Source organism: Roseivirga sp. (assembly GCF_965216855.1).
Classification (GTDB): domain Bacteria; phylum Bacteroidota; class Bacteroidia; order Cytophagales; family Cyclobacteriaceae; genus Roseivirga.
Window position 1 is genome coordinate 491,377 of sequence record NZ_OZ244204.1, and the last position, 22,221, is coordinate 513,597.

At 43.3% G+C, this 22,221-nt stretch carries 22 protein-coding genes and 1 tRNA gene; 22 read left to right on the forward strand and 1 reads right to left on the reverse strand.

The window, feature by feature from the left end:
- Position 1 precedes the first annotated feature (1 nt).
- The 17 genes from ACOOEY_RS02185 to ACOOEY_RS02265 all read left to right on the forward strand — a co-directional run bounded on the left by ACOOEY_RS02185 (position 2) and on the right by ACOOEY_RS02265 (position 18,046).
- Positions 2-1,669, forward strand: coding sequence for a hypothetical protein (locus tag ACOOEY_RS02185; RefSeq protein ID WP_420387034.1), 1,668 nt, complete (start codon positions 2-4; stop codon positions 1,667-1,669).
- 428 nt (positions 1,670-2,097) lie between these two features.
- Positions 2,098-3,291, forward strand: a complete 1,194-nt coding sequence (locus ACOOEY_RS02190; RefSeq protein ID WP_420387035.1) for a DegT/DnrJ/EryC1/StrS family aminotransferase — start codon at positions 2,098-2,100, stop codon at positions 3,289-3,291.
- Positions 3,291-4,022: a 3-deoxy-manno-octulosonate cytidylyltransferase gene (gene kdsB / locus ACOOEY_RS02195; RefSeq protein WP_420387036.1), complete on the forward strand. Its 732-nt coding sequence runs from the start codon at positions 3,291-3,293 to the stop codon at positions 4,020-4,022. Before ACOOEY_RS02190 ends, kdsB begins: the two co-directional genes overlap by 1 nt.
- 1 nt (position 4,023) lies before the next feature.
- On the forward strand, positions 4,024-5,100 hold the full coding sequence (locus ACOOEY_RS02200) for an iron-containing alcohol dehydrogenase family protein (protein WP_420387037.1): 1,077 nt from the start codon (positions 4,024-4,026) through the stop codon (positions 5,098-5,100).
- 4 nt (positions 5,101-5,104) lie between these two features.
- Positions 5,105-5,668 (forward strand): hypothetical protein, encoded by a 564-nt coding sequence (locus ACOOEY_RS02205; protein ID WP_420387038.1) that lies wholly within the window; start codon positions 5,105-5,107, stop codon positions 5,666-5,668.
- 252 nt (positions 5,669-5,920) lie between these two features.
- Positions 5,921-6,784, forward strand: a complete 864-nt coding sequence (locus ACOOEY_RS02210) for a TIM barrel protein (protein WP_420387039.1) — start codon at positions 5,921-5,923, stop codon at positions 6,782-6,784.
- A 19-nt stretch (positions 6,785-6,803) separates the two neighbouring features.
- On the forward strand, positions 6,804-7,262 hold the full coding sequence (locus tag ACOOEY_RS02215; RefSeq protein WP_420387040.1) for a GNAT family N-acetyltransferase: 459 nt from the start codon (positions 6,804-6,806) through the stop codon (positions 7,260-7,262).
- Positions 7,263-7,279: 17 nt separating this feature from the next.
- Entirely contained in the window at positions 7,280-7,741 is a 462-nt protein-coding gene (gene tnpA, locus ACOOEY_RS02220) for an IS200/IS605 family transposase (protein ID WP_420387041.1), read from the forward strand.
- 459 nt (positions 7,742-8,200) lie between these two features.
- Positions 8,201-9,547, forward strand: coding sequence for a sugar porter family MFS transporter (locus ACOOEY_RS02225; protein ID WP_420387042.1), 1,347 nt, complete (start codon positions 8,201-8,203; stop codon positions 9,545-9,547).
- Entirely contained in the window at positions 9,547-11,130 is a 1,584-nt protein-coding gene (locus ACOOEY_RS02230; RefSeq protein WP_420387043.1) for a glycoside hydrolase family 32 protein, read from the forward strand. Before ACOOEY_RS02225 ends, ACOOEY_RS02230 begins: the two co-directional genes overlap by 1 nt.
- Before the next feature lie 75 nt (positions 11,131-11,205).
- Positions 11,206-13,185, forward strand: coding sequence for a hypothetical protein (locus ACOOEY_RS02235; protein WP_420387044.1), 1,980 nt, complete (start codon positions 11,206-11,208; stop codon positions 13,183-13,185).
- A gap of 84 nt (positions 13,186-13,269) precedes the next feature.
- A complete protein-coding gene (locus ACOOEY_RS02240) occupies positions 13,270-14,442 on the forward strand; it encodes a YncE family protein (RefSeq protein ID WP_420387045.1) in 1,173 nt (390 codons plus the stop codon).
- Between the two features lie 76 nt (positions 14,443-14,518).
- Positions 14,519-14,591 (forward strand) — tRNA-Gln (locus ACOOEY_RS02245).
- A gap of 127 nt (positions 14,592-14,718) precedes the next feature.
- Positions 14,719-16,125, forward strand: a complete 1,407-nt coding sequence (locus tag ACOOEY_RS02250) for a tetratricopeptide repeat protein (RefSeq protein WP_420387046.1) — start codon at positions 14,719-14,721, stop codon at positions 16,123-16,125.
- 134 nt (positions 16,126-16,259) lie between these two features.
- Entirely contained in the window at positions 16,260-16,607 is a 348-nt protein-coding gene (locus tag ACOOEY_RS02255; protein ID WP_420387047.1) for a 5-carboxymethyl-2-hydroxymuconate Delta-isomerase, read from the forward strand.
- 134 nt (positions 16,608-16,741) lie between these two features.
- On the forward strand, positions 16,742-17,152 hold the full coding sequence (locus ACOOEY_RS02260; protein ID WP_420387048.1) for a hypothetical protein: 411 nt from the start codon (positions 16,742-16,744) through the stop codon (positions 17,150-17,152).
- A 90-nt stretch (positions 17,153-17,242) separates the two neighbouring features.
- Complete coding sequence (locus ACOOEY_RS02265; protein ID WP_420387049.1) at positions 17,243-18,046, forward strand: RNA polymerase sigma factor; 804 nt, start codon at positions 17,243-17,245, stop codon at positions 18,044-18,046.
- Here the strand turns inward: ACOOEY_RS02265 and ACOOEY_RS02270 are convergent, their stop codons facing one another.
- Positions 18,047-18,313 carry a DUF202 domain-containing protein gene (locus ACOOEY_RS02270; protein WP_420387050.1) on the reverse strand — a complete coding sequence of 89 codons (267 nt, stop codon included), beginning with the start codon at positions 18,311-18,313 and terminating at the stop codon, positions 18,047-18,049.
- A 161-nt stretch (positions 18,314-18,474) separates the two neighbouring features.
- Between ACOOEY_RS02270 and ACOOEY_RS02275 the strand changes: the two genes are divergently transcribed.
- The 5 genes from ACOOEY_RS02275 (at position 18,475) to ACOOEY_RS02295 (ending at position 22,189) form a co-directional block, all read left to right on the forward strand.
- Positions 18,475-19,413 carry a ribose-phosphate pyrophosphokinase gene (locus tag ACOOEY_RS02275; protein WP_420387051.1) on the forward strand — a complete coding sequence of 313 codons (939 nt, stop codon included), beginning with the start codon at positions 18,475-18,477 and terminating at the stop codon, positions 19,411-19,413.
- Between the two features lie 12 nt (positions 19,414-19,425).
- Complete coding sequence (locus ACOOEY_RS02280) at positions 19,426-20,055, forward strand: 50S ribosomal protein L25/general stress protein Ctc (protein ID WP_420387052.1); 630 nt, start codon at positions 19,426-19,428, stop codon at positions 20,053-20,055.
- Between the two features lie 424 nt (positions 20,056-20,479).
- The gene (gene pth / locus ACOOEY_RS02285) at positions 20,480-21,040 is read left to right on the forward strand and encodes an aminoacyl-tRNA hydrolase (protein ID WP_420387053.1); all 561 of its coding nucleotides are present in this window, start codon (positions 20,480-20,482) and stop codon (positions 21,038-21,040) included.
- Between the two features lie 29 nt (positions 21,041-21,069).
- Complete coding sequence (locus ACOOEY_RS02290; protein WP_420387054.1) at positions 21,070-21,357, forward strand: thiamine-binding protein; 288 nt, start codon at positions 21,070-21,072, stop codon at positions 21,355-21,357.
- 7 nt (positions 21,358-21,364) lie between these two features.
- Positions 21,365-22,189, forward strand: coding sequence for an alpha/beta hydrolase (locus tag ACOOEY_RS02295; protein WP_420387055.1), 825 nt, complete (start codon positions 21,365-21,367; stop codon positions 22,187-22,189).
- The last annotated feature ends 32 nt before the right edge of the window (positions 22,190-22,221 follow it).

Sequence of the window (22,221 nt, forward strand, 5' to 3'; positions counted from 1 at the left end):
AATGAAAAGCATTAAAAAATACATATTCGCCCTATTACCTCTGGCTGTTATCACCTATTCATGTGATGAAGCAGATGTAATTATCCAGGAACAAAAGGATGCTAATCCGCTTCCAGCGGCTCAAACCGGTGACCCCGGTGTAGTAGACTTTAGCAACTACGTGTCTATTGGTAACTCCTTAACTGCGGGTTTCATGGACAATGCCCTCTACACAGATGGACAGAACAACTCCTTCCCTAACCTGTTGGCAACACAGTTTGCAATCCAGGGTGTGGGTGGAGGAACTTTCAATCAACCAGACATCAACTCGGCTAATGGATATAGTGGTCCGGGACCAGATGGTATCCCTGGTACATCCGATGATTTGGGACGTTTTCAGTTGAGTCTTGCTCAGCAGAGACCAGTCCCTACAGCGGGTGAGGTACCTACTGCTTATGCAGGTAATAAAGCCGAGCTGAATAACTTCGGTGTACCTGGCATGAAAGTGACTGATGCATTGAACCCAGGATTGGCTGCGAATACTTACTATGCAAGATTCGCCACCGCTCCAGGAACAAGCACGGTACTTGGTGATGCCCTGGCTACCTCTCCTACTTTCTTTACCTATTGGTTAGGTAATAATGACATCTTAGGTTATGCCGTTGGTGGTGGAGCAAATGAATCACTGATCACAAGCCAACCAGATTTCCAGGATGCATTGCAACAATCGTTGGGTGCTCTGGTACAATCAGGAGCTCAAGGCGTGGTACTGACATTGCCTCCAATGGTATTATTGCCATACTTCAGAGCAGTGCCTTACAATGCCATTCCAATGGATAATCAGGCACTGGTTGACCAATTAAATGCTGGTTTTGCCGGTCTTAATCGGGCACTTGATGGTTTGGTTCAGGTGTCTCAGGCCTCTCCACTAGTCAATGTATCTCAAGCAGAAGCTGATGCAAGGAAAGTATCATATGCCCTTGGAGCAAACCCAATACTGATGGAAGATGACGCCTTGGTTGACTATGACCGACCAGGCGGTGAATTCGATATATTGCTTGCATTGAACTTGATTACACCAGCTGAGCGTCAGGCTTTGGCTCCTTACGGACAGTCAAGACCCGCTACCTCAGATGACCTGCCAACGTTGGTTTCAGCAACTTCATTGGGTACAACAGTTGGCGGCAGCGCAACAGCCATTATTGGAGTAACTGTACCTGCTGCTGATAACCTGATTCTTTCAGCTTCAGAAGTCCAGACTGTTGTTGGTACCAGAGCAACATTCAACGCTACTATTGCTGGCGTTGTAGCAGGAATTAATGCACAAGCCAATGGTTCTATTACCCTGGTAGATGTACAGCCTGCATTTGCTGACCTTTTTGGTCTTTCTCCTGCTCTAGCCAGCTTCCTGATTGATCCAACTAGCGGTGCTAACGCAGCGCTTGCCGCTATGGCCGCAGCAGCCGCTGATCAGGCAGACGGAGTACTGGGAATTGAAGTAGATGGGCAGAACTTACGTCCTGACTTTGCGCCAAATGGCGTGTTCTCAACTGATGGTATACATCCTAATCCAAGAGGAGCAGGTATAATTGCCAACCTTATTATTGATGCATTAAATACTTCAAGAGGTGCAGATATACCAAGAGTCAATGTGATCGCCCTGAGAGGAATTATAGCAACTGACTTATAAAGAATATCAATTTCAGAAAAGAGGGGCTTACGCCCCTTTTTTTATACCCATACTGAAAGTATATCCTGAATTTGACAAACCACCATGAGGAAGCTTTTATACAAAAAAAGAACCCCGGAGACGTATTCTCCAGGGTTCACCTCAACCAAATAGATTATTAACCATCAACTTCACTAACCAACAAGGTTACGTTTGTAACCACACTCATTATATGGCAAAGGCATTGCCACAAAACCATTTAACAGCTAAATCACTGATTATTTGATATTTAACTACATATACTATTATGCCAAAACCATGAATAGCTTCCATGTATGGAAACCATTCCCGTATTGGGAATAGTTTAGAGAAATCCATCTTCAGAATTCCACTACTCTCCTCTTATGAGAGCTAAGTATTTCTATCTATTTTTGACAAAAATTTGATACATGCCAGGATTTGAGTTTTTCGGAGACGAAGAAAGAAAAGAAGTAAATGACGTACTGAATTCAGGAATACTGATGCGCTACGGATTCGATGGAATGAGACAAGGCCATTGGAAAGCGAAAGAACTGGAAGCAGCCATTACTGAAACCTTTAAGGTAAAGCACGCTCAACTGACTTCGAGTGGCACCACAGCCCTGAGCACTGCCATGGCAGTGATGGGCGTTGGGCATGGTGACGAAGTAATTATGCCTACTTTCACTTTTGTAGCCAGCTTTGAAGCCATCATTGCCGCTGGAGCTATTCCGGTTTTGGTAGACATTGATGAAACGCTATGTCTCGATCCCAAAGCAGTGGAAGCAGCCATCACTCCAAAAACCAAAATGGTAATGCCTGTTCATATGTGCGGGTCAATGGCTCAGATCGATGAATTGGTTGCCATCTGTAAAAAGCACAATCTCCTTTTACTGGAAGATGCCTGTCAGGCCATTGGTGGTTCTTTCAATGGAGAAATGTTGGGTACCATTGGAGACGGTGGTACTTTCTCATTCGACTTTGTAAAAACCATTACCTGCGGTGAAGGTGGAGTGTTTATGACAAACAACCAAGAATATCACACCCATGCCGATCATTACACCGATCATGGCCACGACCATATTGGTAGTGACAGAGGTGCTGAAACCCACCCCTTCCTGGGTTACAACTTCAGAATCTCTGAACTACATGCCGCAGTTGGACTGGGACAAATCAGAAAACTGGATAAAATCCTTGCCACTCAGCGTAAACATAATGCCATTATAAAGGCAGCATTGGAAAAAATCGATGGTATCAGCTTTAGAAAAATACCAGATCCACAAGGCGACAATGCCTCATTCTTGTCTTTCTTCCTCCCGACTGAAGAGTTAACCAGACAGGCACATAAAGCATTACTGGCCAACGGTCTTGGTGGAAACTTCTACTGGTACGATAATAACTGGCATTACATTAAGAAGTGGGAGCACCTGAAAAAGGCTACTTCATTGTACCCATTGAACCCAGCTCTTAAAGAGGCCTTACTCTCTACTGACTTCGGTCAGTTTGCTCAATCAGATGCCATTATGGGTAGAACCATATCTTCATTGATCAACCTTAACTGGACAGAGGAGCAAGCGCAGGAAAGAGCTACTAAAATGGCTGAAACCATTCAATCTGTACTATAATGAAGGCAGTAGCGCTTATTCCTGCGAGATATGATGCTACCCGTTTTCCGGGTAAACTGATGGCCAAGCTAGGTTCAAAGTCAGTAATACTGAGAACCTATGAGTCGACCGTTAATACAGGTCTCTTCGATGATGTATTCGTGGTTACAGACTCTGACATCATCTTTGAGGAAATCACTACCAATGGTGGAAAGGCTATTAAAAGCCAGAAAGAGCATGAATGTGGCAGCGACCGTATCGCTGAAGCTGCCGAGCAACTTGATGCTGACATTATTGTGAATGTGCAGGGCGATGAACCTTTCACTAAAAAGGAGCCCCTTGTGAAACTACTACAGGTTTTTGAAGGAGAGGATTCTAAGGAAATAGACCTGGCTTCACTGATGCAGGTACTCACTAAGGTCAACCAGATAGAAGATCCTAACTATGTGAAGGTGGTGGTAGACCAAAACAACTTTGCACTGTTCTTTTCCAGGTCACCTATTCCCTACCCAAGGAATAAGGCGGCCAATACAAAATACTACGAGCATATAGGTGTTTATGCCTTCAGAAAGCAGGCATTGCTCGACTTTTACCACACACCAATGACAATACTGGAAGATACCGAGAAGATTGAATGTCTGAGGTATCTCGAAACCGGCAAGAAGATCAAAATGGTTGAAACCGAATACATGGGTATCGAAATCGATACACCAGAAGATCTCGAAAATGCCAAAACCTTTATAGAAGACTAATATGAAATTCAAGAATTTCCCCATGGTGAAAATGGTCGTTTACGGCAGAGGCTGTTTCGACCAAACCGCAGATATCATTAAACCACACAGAAAAGGCGACTTCCCATTTATCTTCATCGTTGATGATATATTCAGGGACAGAACAGCCCTAACAGATCGTATTCCCCTATTAGGTGCTGACAAAATCATTTTTGCCAGTGCAGCCGATGAGCCAAAGACCAAGCAGGTAGATGCTATTGCCAATGAATTGAAAGCTGAATTCGGAGAAGTATCGGGGATTATTGGCATTGGTGGTGGTAGCATGCTGGACCTCGCCAAAGCAGTAGCCCTGATGATGACTAACCCGGGTTCTTCTGCCGACTATCAGGGCTGGGACCTTGTGAAGGTTCCGGGAGCCTACCACGTTGGTATCCCTACCTTATCTGGTACAGGAGCCGAAGTTTCCAGAACCACAGTGCTTACCGGGCCTGAGCGAAAGCTGGGTATGAATTCTGACTATACTCCGTTCGACCAGATCATACTCGATCCTGAATTGATAAAAGATGCGCCTAAAAACCAGCGCTTCTACACCGGTATGGACTGCTACATCCACTGCGTAGAATCCCTGACAGGAACCTATTTAAATACCTTCTCCCAGTCTTATGGAGAAAAAGCCAATGAGCTTTGTGAAGAAGTATTTCTGGAAAAGGATATCTGGGACAACGATTCTGATGACAAACTGATGATGGCTTCATTCCACGGTGGAATGTCAATTGCCTATTCTCAGGTTGGTGTGGCTCATGCCCTCTCCTACGGCCTGAGCTTTTTACTCGGCACCAAGCATGGCATCGGTAACTGTATCGTTTTTGATCACCTGGAAGAGTTTTACCCTGATGGTGTAAAGAAATTCAAAGCCATGGTAGACAAGCATGAGATTGATATTCCAAAAGGAATATGTGCCGGTCTGAACGATCAACAATTTGAAAAAATGATTGATGTAGCACTTTTCCTTGAACCACTCTGGGAGAACGCTTTAGGCAAAAACTGGAGAGATACCATTACCCGACCTAAGCTTAGGGAAATGTATGAGTTGATGTAAGGAGATGTCAAAAAAGCTTCTTTCAAGGGTTGAACTCATTGAATTATGGACTCGAATAGCCGAAGACTTTGGTTCAACCCTTGGACTACCAGTCGACAATGGCTCGTCCCTTGTTCTCAAGTTTGAATTTGAAAGTAAGTTTGGTAATACAGAGGTAAAACTAGCAGACCTTGCCAGTCATAGCAATAAACATGGAGAAGATATCTCCAGCTTCAAGACAAGTATAAGCACCCAAATCACACCTGTTCCCAGGGAGTTATTTAAACTGACATTACCCCCTCTATTTCCAGGTATAGTAAAAAGGATACTAAAAGACGCATCCATCATTCAAGGCAGCTCCGTAAAATACTGGCTAAGAACTCAGAATGAAGTACTGAAAGAAATGGTAGGCAAAACAGACTTTATCACGGAACTTGAGTGGTTTGATTCAATCTATTCAGAGCTAACTGATAATCAGCTAATTACCTCAACTTCCACTTTTCTAGGTAAAAGAGATGAACTTACGAAGCTGATAAACCTGCACTATTCATTTCTAAAACTCCTAACCAATAATCCGCATTGTGCATGATAAAGGACCAGTCACTCTGTGACATAAACCCTAATTTTTGTAATTCATATCCGCTGATCACTCAAGCTACTCGCTTCATTGGGCGAAAACGCCCAATGAGTAATAATTCTTAGCTTACTTCCCCCAAATTTGTTAGTTTCAGGAGATTAATGATTGCATGAAGACGACCTGATGGACACTAAAGCCCTACAAACATGGGCTCGGACCAAGTCGGGTATGACTCATGTTACCTCCACAAACTATTAGAAACGCATGAAACGCAGAAACTTTTTACAATCAGCAGCCCTGGCCTCCTCAGCCACTCTGTTGGCACCTGGCGCTCTGGCTGAAAGCCTTCGCAGAGAACGAATCAAAGAATTTGGTTTCCAATCCTACACGGTAAGAGACTTTATATACAAAGACATGGCCGGCACGCTGAAAAGACTCAAAAAAGCCGGTTATGATCACATGGAAGGCTTCGACTTCAACAATGGCAAGTTCCTCGGTAAACCATTAGCCGAAACCATGAAGATTGTCAATGATTCAAAGATCAACCTGAAGAGTATCCATATCATGACCCCAAACATGGGTGATAAAATGCAGATGACAGTCGACCAGGCGGCAGAAACAGGTACAGAGTACCTGGTTTGTGCTTTCCTCATGCCGAATGAACGCCAGTCTATCGACCAGTACAAGGCGCTTTGTGAGCAGTTCAACAAAATGGGTGAAGCCTCCAAAAAGGCAGGTATTCAGTTTGCCTATCACAATCACGACTTTGAATTCCAGGAAGTGGATGGCCAAATTCCAATGGATGTGATTCTCAAAGAAACTGACAGCAACCTGGTAAAAATTGAACTGGATATTTACTGGGCCAGAAAAGCTGAAGTCAATCCTTTAAACTTCTTCAGGGATAACCTTCGCAGAGTTCCTCTATGGCATGTAAAAGATTTGTCTTTGGATGAAGGTCAGCCAATGACTGAAATAGGAAATGGTATTATTGACTGGAGACAAATGTTCAGTCACAAGAACGATGCAGGTCTTCAGTACTTCTTTATTGAGCAGGACGCCAACTTTGCAGAAGACTCTATTTCCAGCCTGGAAACCAGTATCAAGTATCTTAAAAAACTAAGCTATTAAGCCGATAAACGCCCAAATAGTGCAAATAACAGAGGCATCTTATCACGATAAGATGCCTTCTGTTTTAAGTGACATTGCTCACCAGTCCAAAGCCCACTGGAAATACCCAACGGAATGGCTGGACTTATGGGATGAGGAGTTAAATGTTAGTAAAAAGGAAATACTGGAGCATGACACTTTTGTCGTTCGTACAGCAGGAAAAATCATTGGCTTTGCCATGGTTGTTCAGCACTCCGACTACGATGAGATAGATCACTTCTGGATACATCCTGACTACATCGGTCAGGGTTATGGTGGACTCCTGATGAGAGAGGTATTAGGCAGATACCCCATAAAACAAAGGACTCTGCATGCATTGGCAGATCCATCTGCTCGCCCCTTCTATGAGAAAAGTGGATTCAAACACATACAAGATATTGCCTCTTCCATACCTAACCGTACGCTTCCTTTAATGGTACTTCAAAAAGGATTATATTAGGTTACTTATGCACACACATGGCCAACACCTATTCTCAGCTCTTTATTCAAACCGTCTTTGTAGTCAAATACAGGCAAGCTTTATTGGCTAAAGACTGGAGAGAAAAACTGATGGGTGTCATTGGTAATCTCATTAATGAAACAGGCTGCCAAACGCTTATTGTAAATGGTGTGGAAGACCATGTGCATTGCTTCTTTCGACTGAAGCCCAACCTTTCTGTCTCAGAAGTTATGAAAAGTGTTAAAGCCAGATCTTCGAAATGGATCAATGAGCAAGGTTTTCTTCCGCACCGTTTTGAATGGCAACCTGGTTTTGGTTGTTTCTCTTATGCCCGGTCACAGTATGAAGCAGTTTACAACTATATCAGAAATCAGGAAAAGCATCATCAAAAACGGACTTTTAGAAGTGAGTACCTGGATTTACTGGAGAAGTTTGGTATTGACTATGACGAGCAGTACGTTTTCCAGGACCCTCAATGAAGGATGTCTCGTGCCTACGCATGGGTTAAAACCCATGCTTATCCTGGGTCATACCTACGGCATTGAGAAGATAACTGCAACACCTTGAAAGGATTGGTTTGTTGAACCTCTTACCGCTGAGTTCCTTCCTTTACGTTGAAGACATTGAATTCGCACTATCCGTAAATGGCTTTGAGTATCCATTTATACGACTAACCTTCCTGACCAAAAACACCTCACCGCGACTGCCTCTCAGTAGTACAGCCATCTAGGTTAGCCACCCCAATGCCGTAGGCATGACCCATCCATCATCACGGATTTCAATCCGTGGTAGAAGTGGCACTAGTGGTACCCCTGACACTCCCAACCCCTACCTTAGTGCCATAGGCACGAACCATACACCATGAAGACTCCAAGGCCAGGAACCGTTTTTTCTCAACCAAATTCCACTATATTGTATGTCTCAATTTTCAACCTTAAATGAATTCTAACAAAGTCTTATTCTGGTCTGTAGCCGGAGCCCTGGCCGGATTTCTCTTCGGATTCGATACAATTGTCATTAATGGTGCTGAGCAAGAACTTCAGCAACTTTGGTCTGAATACACCTTCATGGGTAGAAATGACCTCTTCCATGGATGGATTGTTGTCGGTTCAGCCCTATGGGGCACCGTAATTGGCGCTATGCTGGGAGGCATTCCTAACGACAAAATCGGCCGCAAAAACACCCTCTTTCTTATCGGTATTCTATATACCATCTCTGCACTGGGTTCTGCCATGGTGAGCGATCCATGGCTTTTTGCCTTTTTCAGATTCATTGGCGGACTTGGAGTTGGGGCTTCAACCATTGCTGCTCCAACCTTTGTATCAGAAATAGCTCCCGCTGCCAAAAGAGGCAGATTAGTAGCCCTATACCAGTTAAATATCGTCTTCGGTATCCTTATCGCCTTTGTTTCCAACTACCTGATTGCCATCAGCATAGAGGTTGATGCCTGGCGTTGGATGATCGGAATCGAAGCTTTGCCTGCCTTCATCTACACTCTTATTGTGTTGAAAGTACCAAGAAGCCCCCGCTGGCTTATCCTGAACAGAAATGATGAGGCTTCAGCCAGAAAGGTGTTTGAGGTAATTTATCCTGAAAATGAAATTGACGAGCATATCCGTCAAGTGAAGAACTCGAGCCTGGAGACTAAGAAGATAACCGAAAAGCTTTTCTCTTCGAAATATAGCAAGCCACTGATGCTGGCCTTTGCCATCGCTTTTTTCAATCAGTTCAGCGGTATCAATGCACTCTTATACTATGCCAAAAGAATCTTCTCAGAAGCTGGGCTGGGAGAAGACGCGGTTTTCCTCAGCACAGTAGGTATCGGGATTGCCAATTTCATCTTCACCATTATCGGAGTATTAGTCATTGATAAAGTAGGAAGAAAGCGATTGATGTACATCGGTTCTTTCGGATACATTATTACACTTGCTACCACCTCTTTGGCCTTTTACTTCAGTTGGTCTAACATAGTTCCCCCTGCTCTATTCCTCTTCATTGGCGCCCATGCTATCGGACAAGGTGCTGTAATCTGGGTATTCATTTCTGAGATATTCCCGAATCAGTTGAGGTCTAAAGGACAATCCTTCGGTTCTTCCGTCCACTGGTGGCTGGCGGCCATTATTCCTGCCATGGTTCCGGCCCTCTTTACCTCTATCGGTGCCGGAGCGGTATTTGCCGTCTTCGCTGCATTCATGGTCTTGCAACTCCTTTTTGTTTGGAAGTTTATGCCTGAAACCAAGGGCAAGTCATTGGAAGAACTGGAAGAAGAGTTAATCAAAGCCTGATGAAAAAAGCTGCTCTGCTTCTTCTTACACTGATCATAATCACCGGTTGTAAAAGAGGAGATCAAACCGATCGAAGCGTCTTTCCCAATGACCCCTACAGACCCCAGGTCCACTTTACGCCAAAAGAAGCCTGGATGAACGACCCCAATGGCATGGTCTATTACGAAGGTGAATACCATCTATTCTACCAATATTACCCTGACAGCACAGTCTGGGGACCCATGCACTGGGGACATGCCATCAGTACAGACCTGGTTCACTGGGAACATCTTCCAATAGCGCTTTATCCCGATAGCCTGGGATATATCTTTTCTGGTTCAGCCGTGATAGACTGGAACAATACAACAGGACTGCAGGAGGGTGAGCATCCACCTATGGTAGCCATATTCACCCACCACGAGCCTAATGGTGCTTCCGAGGAAGGTAATGACACTTTTCAGTATCAAAGTATAGCCTACAGTTTAGATAAAGGTCGCAGTTGGACGAAGTATGAAGGTAATCCCGTAGTACCCAACCCCGGCATCAGAGACTTCAGAGACCCAAAAGTCAGCTGGCATGAAGCCACTCAGCAATGGGTAATGATTTTCGCTGCAGCCGACAGAGTGAGAATCTACAACTCTCCCAACCTGATCGACTGGGAGTTTCAAAGCGAGTTCGGAGCAGATGTGGGAGCCAAAGGTGGTGTCTGGGAATGTCCTGACCTGTTTCCACTTAAAGAAGAGTTAACGGGTGAAACCAAGTGGGTCATGCTGGTGAGTATTAATCCGGGAGGACCCAATGGCGGCTCGGCCACGCAGTACTTTGTGGGAGATTTTGATGGAAAAACCTTCAGCACTGAACAGGAAAAGACGCTGTGGATCGATTATGGAAGAGACAATTATGCCGGAGTCACCTGGTCCGATATCCCTCAAGAAGATGGCAGAAGACTCTTTATGGGATGGATGAGTAATTGGGACTATGCGCAGGTAGTGCCTACCGAACAATGGCGTAGTGCTATGACTACACCTCGATCACTTCACCTAAGGAAGGAGGATGCAACCTATCTGCTGGCTTCTAAACCAGTATTTGAAATGAAAAGTCTCATAGCCGACAGTACTGATGGTGGTGACGGAGATGTAAAGCCCGGTGTCTATCATTCCCTCACCACAGCCTATAACTCACAAGGCCGAAAGGTTGAGATCTCCAGTCCAATGATGACAGAAGTGACTTTTGATCTGGTCAATTCCAGAGGCAAAATGTTTGGTATTGAGCTTTCTAATAATGAAGGAGAAAAGTACTACCTGGTAATCAAAGACGGAATTATGCTGAGTGACAGACAAACTTCCGGAAGGACTGATTTCAGCGAAAAGTTTGCCTCTGCCCTACATACAGGCCCTATTTCCGGGTTCGATAAACTGGACAAACTGAAAGTCCAAATGATTGTTGACCATGCCTCTGTAGAAATTTTCATCAATGACGGACTTGCGGTGATGACCGAACTGGTATTCCCGGCTTCACCTTACAACGAAGCCTTGATTTTTGCTAGGGATGAAGAGGTATGGTTCGAAGACACTAAAACCTACCAGCTCCAATCCATCTGGTAGACCACCGAAATATCTTCTATTGTTTAAGGTCTCAGTAATAAGTACATTCCATTCTTCAAACCATAAGTACTAACCATGAAACAAATAACCAGACTTGCTCTTATTGTGGTGATGCTATCACCCGTGTGTCTGTTCGCACAAAAGAAAGTTGTAGCCCCGGAGAAGGTTACAATGGAAGTCGGCCAAAAAATGAAGCTAGACCTGTATGTCAGTGATGGAGGCCGAAAAACAGACGAAAACGTAAGGGCTTTTTCAAGAGCCAGAAGAAGCGTTTATGTAGATTCTACCCTGACCATTGAGGCCTTTAAGCCCGGGGAGTACGAAGTGCTCGTGATTGGCGGAGGAGATGTCGCAGATTACCCTGACGGCAACCGCACCAGCATTAAGGTAATGGTCAATTACCCTGCCTTGGCAGAGATTAAGATCGAAGGCATCCCAAATAAAATCTATGCCGGAACTCCCGTTTCGCTTGATTATACCGTGATTGACAAAGCTGGTTTAACCCGTGACGATGTCAAGGTAAGCTTCTCAACAGGTAACAAAGACATTGCTGAAGTAAGCAACTTCGGAGTCATCAATACTTACAAAGAAGGGCGTGTAAGAATTACTGCCAAAGCAGATGATATTGAAAATACCATTAACCTGAATGTGGTGAAAAACCCGATTACCAGAATTGAACTGACAGCTGATGGCGATCAGGCTCGTACGGGTGATGTATTCCACTTCACGGCCAAAGCCCTTGATGCCAAAGGCAATGAAGTAACCGATGCCCCTATCACCTATTCATTCTATGGTGTTTCTGACGATGTAAGCCAAAGCGCTTCAGGTCTTATTAAGCAGGATGGCCGTTTCGTTGCTGATGAGCCGGGCACCTATACCGTCACTGCAGCAGCAGGAGTAGCTTCAGCCTCTAAGACACTAAGCATCAGCGCAAGAGACGTAAGCAGAAAGATAGAAATGGTTGGACAGGGTTCTGTTAGCGACAAACATACCTCAGATTTCTGGGTGTGGGAAGGCGTTGACGGACGCGATTATGCCGTAACCGGAACCTGGGGAGCAGATGGTAAAGCCTATTTCTGGGATGTAACAGATCCGGCCAATATCATGCGTATCGATTCAGTTCAGGTAGATGCCAGAACCGTGAACGATGTGAAAATCTCAGAAGATGGTACTTTATGCGTGATCAGCCGTGAAGGTGCTTCTAACAGAAAAAATGGATTGGTTATCATTGATGTGAAAGATCCTCGCAATGTGGAAATCATTTCCACCTTCGATGAAAACCTGACAGGTGGTGTACACAATGTCTTCATCTATCAAAATCATATTTACGCACTAAGTGGGGGCCAGAAATACTACATCATCAATATTGATGATCCTAAGAAACCTTATGCCGTGTCTAAGTTCGAATTGGACACTCCTGGTCATTCAATCCACGATGTTTGGGTAGAAGATGGTATCGCCTACTCATCTAACTGGGCCGATGGTCTGCAATTGGTAGATGTAGGAAATGGTATTGCAGGCGGTTCGCCTAAGAATCCGGTACAATTTGCCAGCTATGCATATCCAAATGGTGCCAACCATGCAGCCTTCCCTTACAAAAGCAAAACCGGTAAGTTCTACGTGATTGGGGGTGACGAAATATTCCCTTACGGTCTCAATACCGGCAAAGGCGGTGTGAATATGGCCGGTGGTTACCTGCATGTTGTAGACTTCACCGACTTTGAAAACCCTGAAGAAATCGCCCGTTTTGAAGTGCCTTATGCCGGTTCACACAACTATTGGATCGAAGATGACATTCTCTATGTAGCCTTCTATAACGGTGGTGTGAGAGTGGTCGATTTGAGCGGAGAGCTGATGGGTGACCTCAGAAAGCAAGGCCGTGAAATCGCCTGGTTTATCCCGAATGACGGCAATGGTTACACAGCCAATGCACCATTCACCTGGGGTGCACAACTTTACAAAGGACATATTTTCTTCTCTGACTGGAACAGTGGACTTTGGTCGGCTAAACTAGAGCCTGAAAAGCCAAAAGAAACTCAGATTCAGTCGAAATAGAAATAAACAGTGATCAGTATATCAGTCAGGGAATCAGCCCCAACTGATATACTGGTCAACAGATCACTGATAACCTAGATAGAAATGAAAAAGCTAATCGTACTCCTTTGCTTATTCGCAGTGGGTTCACTATCTGCACAGAATTATTATGTCTATGTGACAGCTGAGTCGGAAGATGAAGTGTCTGTCGTGAAGTTCGATGGCCAGAAAGCAGAGACCGTCAAGAACATACCCGTAGGTGTCTGGCCTGCTGAAATTGAAGGTCCACATGGTATCACGGTAGATCCAAGTGGAGAATACTGGTACCTGAGTCTCGCTCATGGTAATCCTTATGGTAAGCTTTACAAGTTCAAAACCGGGACCGATGAAGTGGTGGGAACCGTAGAACTCGGCCTCTTCCCTGCTTCTATGCAAATATCTCCCGTTACCGGTTTACTCTATTGCGTCAACTTCAATCTGCATGGCGACATGGTACCCAGTACGGTATCTGTAGTAGATGTGGAAAGCATGACTGAGCTGGATCAAATCACTACAGGCGCCATGCCTCATGGTAGCAGACTTTCTGCCGATGGCATGAAACACTATTCTGTTGCCATGATGTCTGGTGAGCTTTTTGAAATTGATGCCCTTGACCTGAGAGTATCCCGTACTCTTGATCTGGACGAAGCCAGTAAAATGGTAGGCATGGACGACTCAAAAATGGACCACAGTAAAATGGGACATGATATGGGAGGAATGGAAAAGAAAGAGGAAGCGATGGATCACTCGCAAATGGATCATTCAAAAATGAACCACGACATGGGTGGTATGAAGCACTCTGCTTTCAAACCTACCTGGGTGAGCCCTCACCCTTCGAAAGACCTCGTCTATGTAGCAGGAAATGGAGCAGCTGAGGTTTTAGAAATTGATACCAAAACATGGAAGCCTACCCGCAAGTTCACAACAGATAAAGGCCCTTATAATATTGACCTCTCTCCTGATGGTAAATTCATGGTAGTCTCTTATAAAACCGCTGCCAAGACCGGCATCTGGAATTTAGAGACTGGTGAAGAGGTCGCTCGTTTAGACAATAGCCAGAAAGTCACTCACGGTGTAGCTATTTCTTCAGACTCAAAATATGCCTTTGTGAGTGTTGAAGGAATTGGTGATGACCCAGGCATGGTGGATGTAATTGATTTACAAACGCTTAAGCTGGTAGACACCGCATATCTGGGAAAACAGGCCGGAGGCATCGCTTTTTGGAAAGTTGAAGACTGAGATTTTTTCTGAAAATTTTTCTCAAAACGTTTTCAAATCAAAGATCAACTGCTACTTTTGTACTCCGATTTCAGGATGGTCTATGGTGTAACTGGCAACACGTCTGATTTTGGTTCAGAAGAGTCTAGGTTCGAGCCCTAGTAGACCAACAAAAAGGGTCTTTTTCGGAAGACCCTTTTTTTATGCCCTCGTTTCATATAATAGCTATTTATCGACATATTGAGGGTGTTCGATAATACATTTGATTATCTTAGATAACTCCACACATCTAAGTAAATGAGCGGTAATCTTACAGCAACAGTCCTTAATAAGGATTTCAATTTTTATTCTGTCAAATCATTATGGATCGTAGCCCTTTTTGTTTCTGCTGGTTACTTTATCCTTCTCACTACATACCTTATAGATTACATTGACCAAATCTCAATTCATATTGGGATATGGATCATCTCTATGATTATTGTATTTTTGATTTGGTATCGTCATCGGAACTTCATTAAGACTCCTAAGAACGATCATCCTTCTATATTTTTGGCTATTGACTTTAACAGTTCTCAAGAATCCGATCGAATCGCTGATTTTGAACAATATATCAGGGATCAAAAGAATGGATACGGGCTCTCTAAAACTCATGTATTAAGGATAAACCCACATCTATCAAAAAGACTATTAACAGAATATGATTCATACGTAGCAAACTATGAAGACCCTGTTTCTAGACACAAATGTGAGGCCTTTTTCAATAAAATGTTCCAAAAGGTCAATGGCAAAATTGCGATTATTGGGACAATAAAGAGTCGAAACAGAGGAGATGAACCTGTTTTTTTACTGGACATTAAAATTTTAATACAACACATAGATACTACTCGGGAAAACAAGCTATTACTCAATAACACATTACATGATGTTTGGAAAGATCGAAGAACAATCAGAGCCAACGATGATTCGACTGAAATAGAAATAAACTCTCGAGAAATGACTTTTGCAGTGGCCTATCTCATTGGTGTTGTTTCAATAATTGAAGGTAATAGTGCTCTTTCAAGTAAAATCTGGGATCAGTTGGAGTCTAAGATTATAGACAATTCAGAACTAAGTAAGTACAAAGAGAAACTTAATGACTTAAATAATTTGACTTGTTTCCTTGCCTGGAGAAGTGCCTTCTACTCTGGTAGAATGAATGATGCAATTCAGTTTAGATCAAAGCTCAGATCTAGAGTACCAAATGAATATGACAAATTATTAATAATGGCTCAGGAGAAGGTTGAGCAAAAAGACTGGAAAACGGCTCTAGAACTTACCAATAAGTGTATACCCATATCAGAAAGCAATGGCACTTGGAGATACAACAAATTCTACATCCTTGTAGGAATGGGAAAATTTAGAGAAGCTGAAGATATTTGGCATCAAATATTAAACAACACTTATCATGAAGAATTAGATACGATTTCACAGGTCATAACCTACAATAATTATAAACTTTCAGCTGATCCATTTCATATTCAAACTCATTTTATTATTGGCTCACTTCTCTTAAAGAAACTATCTTCTCCAACTTTAGCATATGAACCTCTAAATAAATTCTATGAGGCTAGCAATGGAAATGAGAGATGGAAAATATTGAACAGTCTGTCAAAAAAATATTTAGAAGAACTGCATGAATTCTTCGGAATCGCTAATAAAGCCTAGGTAGTGATACCCATTTACTCTTACTACTATATGACAAATAAAGATATATCTTTGACGAAGAAGTTAGACAAACAAACTATTGAATGAACAAAAGCCCCGCTCATGCCGGGTTTTTTATTTTAACCCATTCTACCATGCCACACTTTGTAATAGACTGCTCCAAAGAAATCCTAACCAACATCAGTGAACATGAAGTTAACCAGCACATCCACCATGTAGCAGTTGCCTCAGGCCTGTTCGATGAGGGAGATATTAAAGTTCGCATGCGTCCATTCGAAACCTACATGGTCGGTGGTTCATCGGATACCGCCTTTATTCATGTCTTTGCAAGTATTATGGAAGGACGCACTACGGAACAAAAAGCAGCATTATCCAAAAGCGTGGTAGAGAAATTAAAAAGCCTCTTCCCTGCTGTTTCATTCATTGCCATGAATGTCAACGACTTCGAGAAGGCCACCTATGCCAACTTAGGCACCCTCTGATCAATCACTCATTATCGGATGTCTGTGAAGCAACTTCTAACCGGCTACTACTGACCCATTTCAAAAAAATTCACTTTTTAGTTCACAGCTCCATTATTCTCCGGTCAAAAGGATAAAACATAAATAATTATCCTATGACAACGATTAAAAATCACGATGTACAAAGCATCAACATCAACAGTTCTGTTCAGAAAGCATTTGCCTTCATTGCCAATCCCGAAAACCTTCCTCAATGGACAGGTGCATTTAAGCAGGCCGATGAAAAAAGCGCCCTGTTGATCACCCCAAAAGGTGAGCTGCCTATAGGTCTGGAAATTCGGAAGAATGAAGAAACCGGCACCGTAGATTGGTACATGACCATGCCTGATCAGTCTGTTGGGGTGGCATACTCAAGAGTGAATGAAGGCCCCGATGGTAACACCATCTACTCTTTTGTCCTGTTAGCACCTCCTGTTCCATTAGAAGAAGTTGAAGGCACCCTGGCTGCCCAAATTGGTCAGTTGAAAGACGAATTAGTCAAATTGAAATCAATTCTGGAATCCTAAAACGGTAAATGGAGTGTTCTACTGGCCTGTCGATGATCCTGACCTGATACAGGACAAAAGACAGCTTTTAGGGCACTCTTTCCTTAACTCATGCTAACACCAGAAACCATTCAAAAAGCGCTTGAAGGAGACAAACGAAGTCTCGAATCAATAGTCAACACCATTCAGCCATTAATATTCAACCTAAGCCTGCGCTTTCTTTGGCAAAGAGCAGATGCTGAGGATGCCACGCAGGAAATACTGATCCGTGTACTCACACAGCTGGGGAAATTTGAATACAGAAGTAAATTTGAAACCTGGGTCTATCGCATTGCCACCAACCATCTGCTTAATCAGAAGGAATCCCGGCTGGAAAAAAACCTGAGAACCTTTCAGGTGTTCGCAGAAGACCTGAAAACCACAGGTATCATAGCAGATCAGACTCAGGCAGACTCCGGGTTATTGGAAAAGGAAATGAAATCAGGTTGTACCCTGGCCATGTTGCAGTGCCTGAACAGAGATCAACGCATTGCTTTTATCCTGGGCAGTATCTTTAAAATAAAAAGCGATGAAGCCGCGGAGATTACATCTACCAATTCCGCGACTTTCCGCAAGAGGCTACAAATCTCAAGGTCTCAGATCAGGAACTTTCTGGATAGTAACTGTGGGGTTTACAATCCTGCTAATCCCTGCCGTTGTAAGAACAGACTGGGGAACGCCATTAATACCGGTCGTATCAATCCCAAATCACTCAATTTTGCTGACTCGGTAGATTACTACAATGAAGAAATGGAAGAATTGCAATCTATGAGTGGCATTTACCACAATCACGGCCAGTTCAAAGACAGAAGGCCTTTCTCGGAGATTATGAATACTGAAATTATGCCCAAGGGTATTATCCGGGACTTTGAGTAATCAAGACCTGGTGTAGTAATGCTTTCTGATCTGCTTTCTCACATAGAGGAACCGAATCAGACCGATTATGAACATGAGCGGGGCTACTATTAGCAGCATGTAACCCACCGTCATAATTTCTTCCAGAGCACTGATTTTTAATATGGCAAAGCCTGAACTGAGGAAGACAATAAAAGTACGGAAATAGGCCAGAAATGTCCTTTCATTAGCCAGACGGGTCCTTTCTACAGCCAATTCATCAGTTCTGCTCAACTCTAATTTTTCCATATTTCCGATGGTTTGCTCACAAAGCTACCGCTTTCAGCCTTGACATTTGTAACTTTGGCTACATTCAAAACTTTAGAGGCTGAGTGTGAGGAACAAATTATCAACCAGCTGCTTCGATTTATTGATTAAATTCATACCTTTGCAGCTCAAAATTTGGCGCAGTGACTAATACAAACAGAGAGCACAAAATTTTTGCAGGAAATGGTTCAGCAGACCTTGGAAAGAAGATCGGAGAATTCTTCGGACAGGGTTTAGGCGGTATCAAACTTCAGAAATTCTCTGACGGAGAAATGGCTCCTTACTTCACTGAATCCATTCGTGGCGCCAATGTTTTCCTGATTCAATCAACTATGGCCCCTGCAGAGAATCTGCTGGAGCTATGCCTGATGATTGACGCAGCCAAGAGAGCCAGTGCATATAAGGTGATTGCCGTTATGCCCTATTTTGGCTATGCCCGTCAGGACAGAAAAGACAAACCAAGAATTGCTATTGGTGCCAAACTGGTAGCTAACATTCTTACTGCAGCCGGTGCAGATCGTATCATGACTTGCGACTTACACGCAGGACAGATTCAGGGATTCTTCGATATCCCTGTAGATCACCTCGATGGTTCTGCCATCTTCGTACCATACCTGCGAAGCCTTAATCTTGACAACCTGTTATTTGCTTCTCCTGATGTTGGCGGGGTTAAAAGAACCAGAGAATATGCCCAGCACTTCAATGCTGAGATGGTAGTAATCGACAAGCATCGTAAAAGACCTAATGAAGTTGCCGAAATGAGAATTATCGGTAATGTAGAAGGTAAAAACGTAGTATTGGTTGATGACCTGGTTGATACAGGAGGCACGCTTTGTAAAGCAGCCAAGATTATTATGGAAGAAGGTGCTGCATCGGTAAGAGCCGTATGTACTCACCCTGTACTTTCAGGTAAGGCTTACGAAAATATTGAAAACTCTGTGCTTGATGAGTTGGTAGTGGCAGACACTATTCCATTGGCGCAGGAATCTTCAAAAATCCGTGTGTTGACAGTAGCTGAGCTTTTTGCTAAGGCCATTAAGAACATCACAACAGACGGTTCAATTAGTCAATTATTTATTTAACAATTATATAAAATGAGAGAAGTAGAGGTTATAGGGTTTAAAAGAGCAAATCTCGGAAAATCTGAATCTAACAAGCTAAGAGCAGAAGGTAATGTTCCTGGTGTATTGTATGGTGGTGATGAGCAAGTGCATTTCTATGCTCCGGCTATTCAATTCCGTCCGGTACTTTACACTCCTGAAGCTTGTTTTATCAAGTTGAACATCGAGGGTACTGAGTACAGAGCTATCGTTCAGGAAACTCAATGGCATCCGGTAAGTGAAGCATTGCTTCACGTTGACTTGTTGCAACTGTTCACAGGAAAACCAATCAAAATGAACATTCCTGTAAAAGCAACTGGTAATGCTATTGGTGTGAAAAACGGTGGTACATTGATCGTTAAGAACCCAAGATTGGCGGTGAAAGCCTTGCCAAAAGATATGCCTGAGGTAATCGAAATTGATGTAACTAACCTGAGAATCGGTAAAGCCATCAAAGTTGGTGAATTGCCAACTGAAAACTTCGAATTCCTTACAAGCCCAATCGTAACAGTTGTGAACGTAGCTATTCCAAGAGCACTCAGAGGTAAAACTGCTGAAGAACTTGAAGCTGCTGAAGCAGAAGCTGAAGGCGAAGAAGGTGGCGAAGAAGCAGCTGCTGAATAATTCAGATCAAAGCTTTAAAAGACAATCCTGCTCAGTAATGGGCAGGATTTTTTTGTTTCAGGCCGTTTCCTGTTTTAAGCTCTGGTTTGCACTAACTTTTCTATACTGAAGCCTTACCGAAGCATCTATCCATACCAAACCTACTTTCATCTGTTAAGCTTATTGAAGCTGACCCCTCACCCACTCGGGATGAAAAGAGGGAACCTAAAAAGCCAAAATCTTTCCATGCTGAGGCGTAGCCGAAGTATCTGCCTGATCTGATTAGTTATACCTATGTCTGATATATTAATAGAGACAAACCCCTCGCTCAATCGGGATGAAAAGAAACGGCAGACCAAAGGCCTGAGCCAAAACTTCAAACTTAAAAGCTCTGCTCGGGTAAAAATTAGTACAGTTTTCTAATTTTGACATCGAAAGAAGAACCATGAAATACCTAATCATCGGACTTGGCAACATTGGCCCTGAATATGAGCTCACACGGCACAACATAGGTTTCCTGACCTTAGATCGACTGGCAGACCAGAAAGGTGCCACATTCGAAATGTCAAGACTGGCCTATCATACAGAAATCAAGCACAAAGGAAGAACTATTCACCTGATTAAGCCTACCACTTACATGAACCTGAGTGGTAAAGCCATGCGCCACTGGATGACTGAACTGAATGTTCCCAAAGAAAACTGCCTGGTCATCGTTGACGACATCGCTATCCCATTTGGCAAGCTTAGAATGAGAGCGAAAGGCTCAAGTGCGGGTCACAATGGCCTGAAGAACATCGAAGACCTGACAGGTGGCCAAAACTATCCAAGACTTAAATTCGGTATTGGTGATGATTTCGCAAAGGGCAGACAGGTAGACTATGTCTTAAGCAAATTCACCAAACAGGAGTTCGATGAACTTCCCTTTGTCATGGATAAAGCTATCGACATGATTTTCGGCTTCTGCACCATAGGCATTAGTCGTACCATGACTGAATTCAATGACTAAACTCCTATCACCTCAAAACAAACTACCCTATGAAAATCAACCTGGGCATACAAATAGCACCTATTCTGGCAAGAGAAGAAGGCTTTCCAATCATAGATGAGTGTATCAGAATGATTCAAGGTTCCGGTATAGACTACACCGTAACACCCTTTGAAACTGTGCTGGAAGGCGAATACAAGGACATTATGCAGTTGGTAGATCTACTATATCACAAAGTGAACTCCCTTAGTCCCGAGACAGTAATCAATATGCGGATTCATACCCGCAGAGATGCAGATGTAATTGGTACTGAGAAAACTGAGAAGTTCAATAAGTAAGCCACCTATGAAGAAGTCCTCTCTCCTATTGAGCATTATACTCTTTCTCTTTGCGCAATGTCTTTTCAGTCAGGAAAATGAAAGCCTGTCAGGCAGTCGGTTCAGTATTGAATCAGCAATACTGAATGAGGAACGTCATTGTCTGATCAGTCTACCTGACTCATATGCTGACAGCCCTCAAAAGAGCTATCCGATTATTGTTCTACTCGATGGTTATACTCACTTTAAAACGACAGTATCGACTGTCCATTTGTTAAGCTCCGATGTTAACCGAAACTACCTGATGCCGGAAGCCATTGTGGTAGCCATTGAAAATGTTGATCGAGAAAGAGATTTTACCGTAACCAAGCTTCAGACAAAAAGAGCCAACACGATGGGTGGTGGAAGGAATTTTCTGGCCTTTATTGAAACCGAGCTTATTCCTTATATAGATAATCGTTACAGAACTGAATCGAATCGAACGCTTATTGGGCACTCGCTGGGAGGCTTACTTACGCTGAATGCCTATATGAGTAAAGAAAGTCTGTTTGACAGTTTCATTGCCATAGATCCTAGTGTCTGGTGGGACCCACAAACCATGCAGCAAAAAGCAGACTCCATCCAACCTGCTTCATGGCAGAAACCACTCTACCTCGCTACGGCTAACCAGGGAGAAAGAGGATATGAAAGAAATCAAAAAAGGCATGAGAACCTTGTTCAATTGATCAGAACAGTGTCCAACAATAAAGCTAATATCGGGATAGAATACTTTGAAGACGAAAGTCACCGTACCATTCCGCTGATTGGGGTTTATAAAGGGCTCAGGTTTATATTCAGTGATAGAAAAGAGTAATAAGAAATCTCATACATCCACTAACTGATTTC

Excerpts from the sequence above, each read along its gene's own strand:
- ACOOEY_RS02185 (WP_420387034.1), top strand. The coding sequence starts at position 2 with ATGAAAAGCATTAAAAAATACATATTCGCCCTATTACCTCTGGCTGTT.
- ACOOEY_RS02190 (WP_420387035.1), top strand. The coding sequence starts at position 2,098 with ATGCCAGGATTTGAGTTTTTCGGAGACGAAGAAAGAAAAGAAGTAAAT.
- kdsB (WP_420387036.1), top strand. The coding sequence starts at position 3,291 with ATGAAGGCAGTAGCGCTTATTCCTGCGAGATATGATGCTACCCGTTTT.
- ACOOEY_RS02200 (WP_420387037.1), top strand. The coding sequence starts at position 4,024 with ATGAAATTCAAGAATTTCCCCATGGTGAAAATGGTCGTTTACGGCAGA.
- ACOOEY_RS02205 (WP_420387038.1), top strand. The coding sequence starts at position 5,105 with ATGTCAAAAAAGCTTCTTTCAAGGGTTGAACTCATTGAATTATGGACT.
- ACOOEY_RS02210 (WP_420387039.1), top strand. The coding sequence starts at position 5,921 with ATGAAACGCAGAAACTTTTTACAATCAGCAGCCCTGGCCTCCTCAGCC.
- tnpA (WP_420387041.1), top strand. The coding sequence starts at position 7,280 with ATGGCCAACACCTATTCTCAGCTCTTTATTCAAACCGTCTTTGTAGTC.
- ACOOEY_RS02225 (WP_420387042.1), top strand. The coding sequence starts at position 8,201 with ATGAATTCTAACAAAGTCTTATTCTGGTCTGTAGCCGGAGCCCTGGCC.
- ACOOEY_RS02230 (WP_420387043.1), top strand. The coding sequence starts at position 9,547 with ATGAAAAAAGCTGCTCTGCTTCTTCTTACACTGATCATAATCACCGGT.
- ACOOEY_RS02235 (WP_420387044.1), top strand. The coding sequence starts at position 11,206 with ATGAAACAAATAACCAGACTTGCTCTTATTGTGGTGATGCTATCACCC.
- ACOOEY_RS02240 (WP_420387045.1), top strand. The coding sequence starts at position 13,270 with ATGAAAAAGCTAATCGTACTCCTTTGCTTATTCGCAGTGGGTTCACTA.
- ACOOEY_RS02250 (WP_420387046.1), top strand. The coding sequence starts at position 14,719 with ATGAGCGGTAATCTTACAGCAACAGTCCTTAATAAGGATTTCAATTTT.
- ACOOEY_RS02255 (WP_420387047.1), top strand. The coding sequence starts at position 16,260 with ATGCCACACTTTGTAATAGACTGCTCCAAAGAAATCCTAACCAACATC.
- ACOOEY_RS02260 (WP_420387048.1), top strand. The coding sequence starts at position 16,742 with ATGACAACGATTAAAAATCACGATGTACAAAGCATCAACATCAACAGT.
- ACOOEY_RS02265 (WP_420387049.1), top strand. The coding sequence starts at position 17,243 with ATGCTAACACCAGAAACCATTCAAAAAGCGCTTGAAGGAGACAAACGA.
- ACOOEY_RS02270 (WP_420387050.1), bottom strand. The coding sequence starts at position 18,313 with ATGGAAAAATTAGAGTTGAGCAGAACTGATGAATTGGCTGTAGAAAGG.
- ACOOEY_RS02280 (WP_420387052.1), top strand. The coding sequence starts at position 19,426 with ATGAGAGAAGTAGAGGTTATAGGGTTTAAAAGAGCAAATCTCGGAAAA.
- pth (WP_420387053.1), top strand. The coding sequence starts at position 20,480 with ATGAAATACCTAATCATCGGACTTGGCAACATTGGCCCTGAATATGAG.
- ACOOEY_RS02290 (WP_420387054.1), top strand. The coding sequence starts at position 21,070 with ATGAAAATCAACCTGGGCATACAAATAGCACCTATTCTGGCAAGAGAA.
- ACOOEY_RS02295 (WP_420387055.1), top strand. The coding sequence starts at position 21,365 with ATGAAGAAGTCCTCTCTCCTATTGAGCATTATACTCTTTCTCTTTGCG.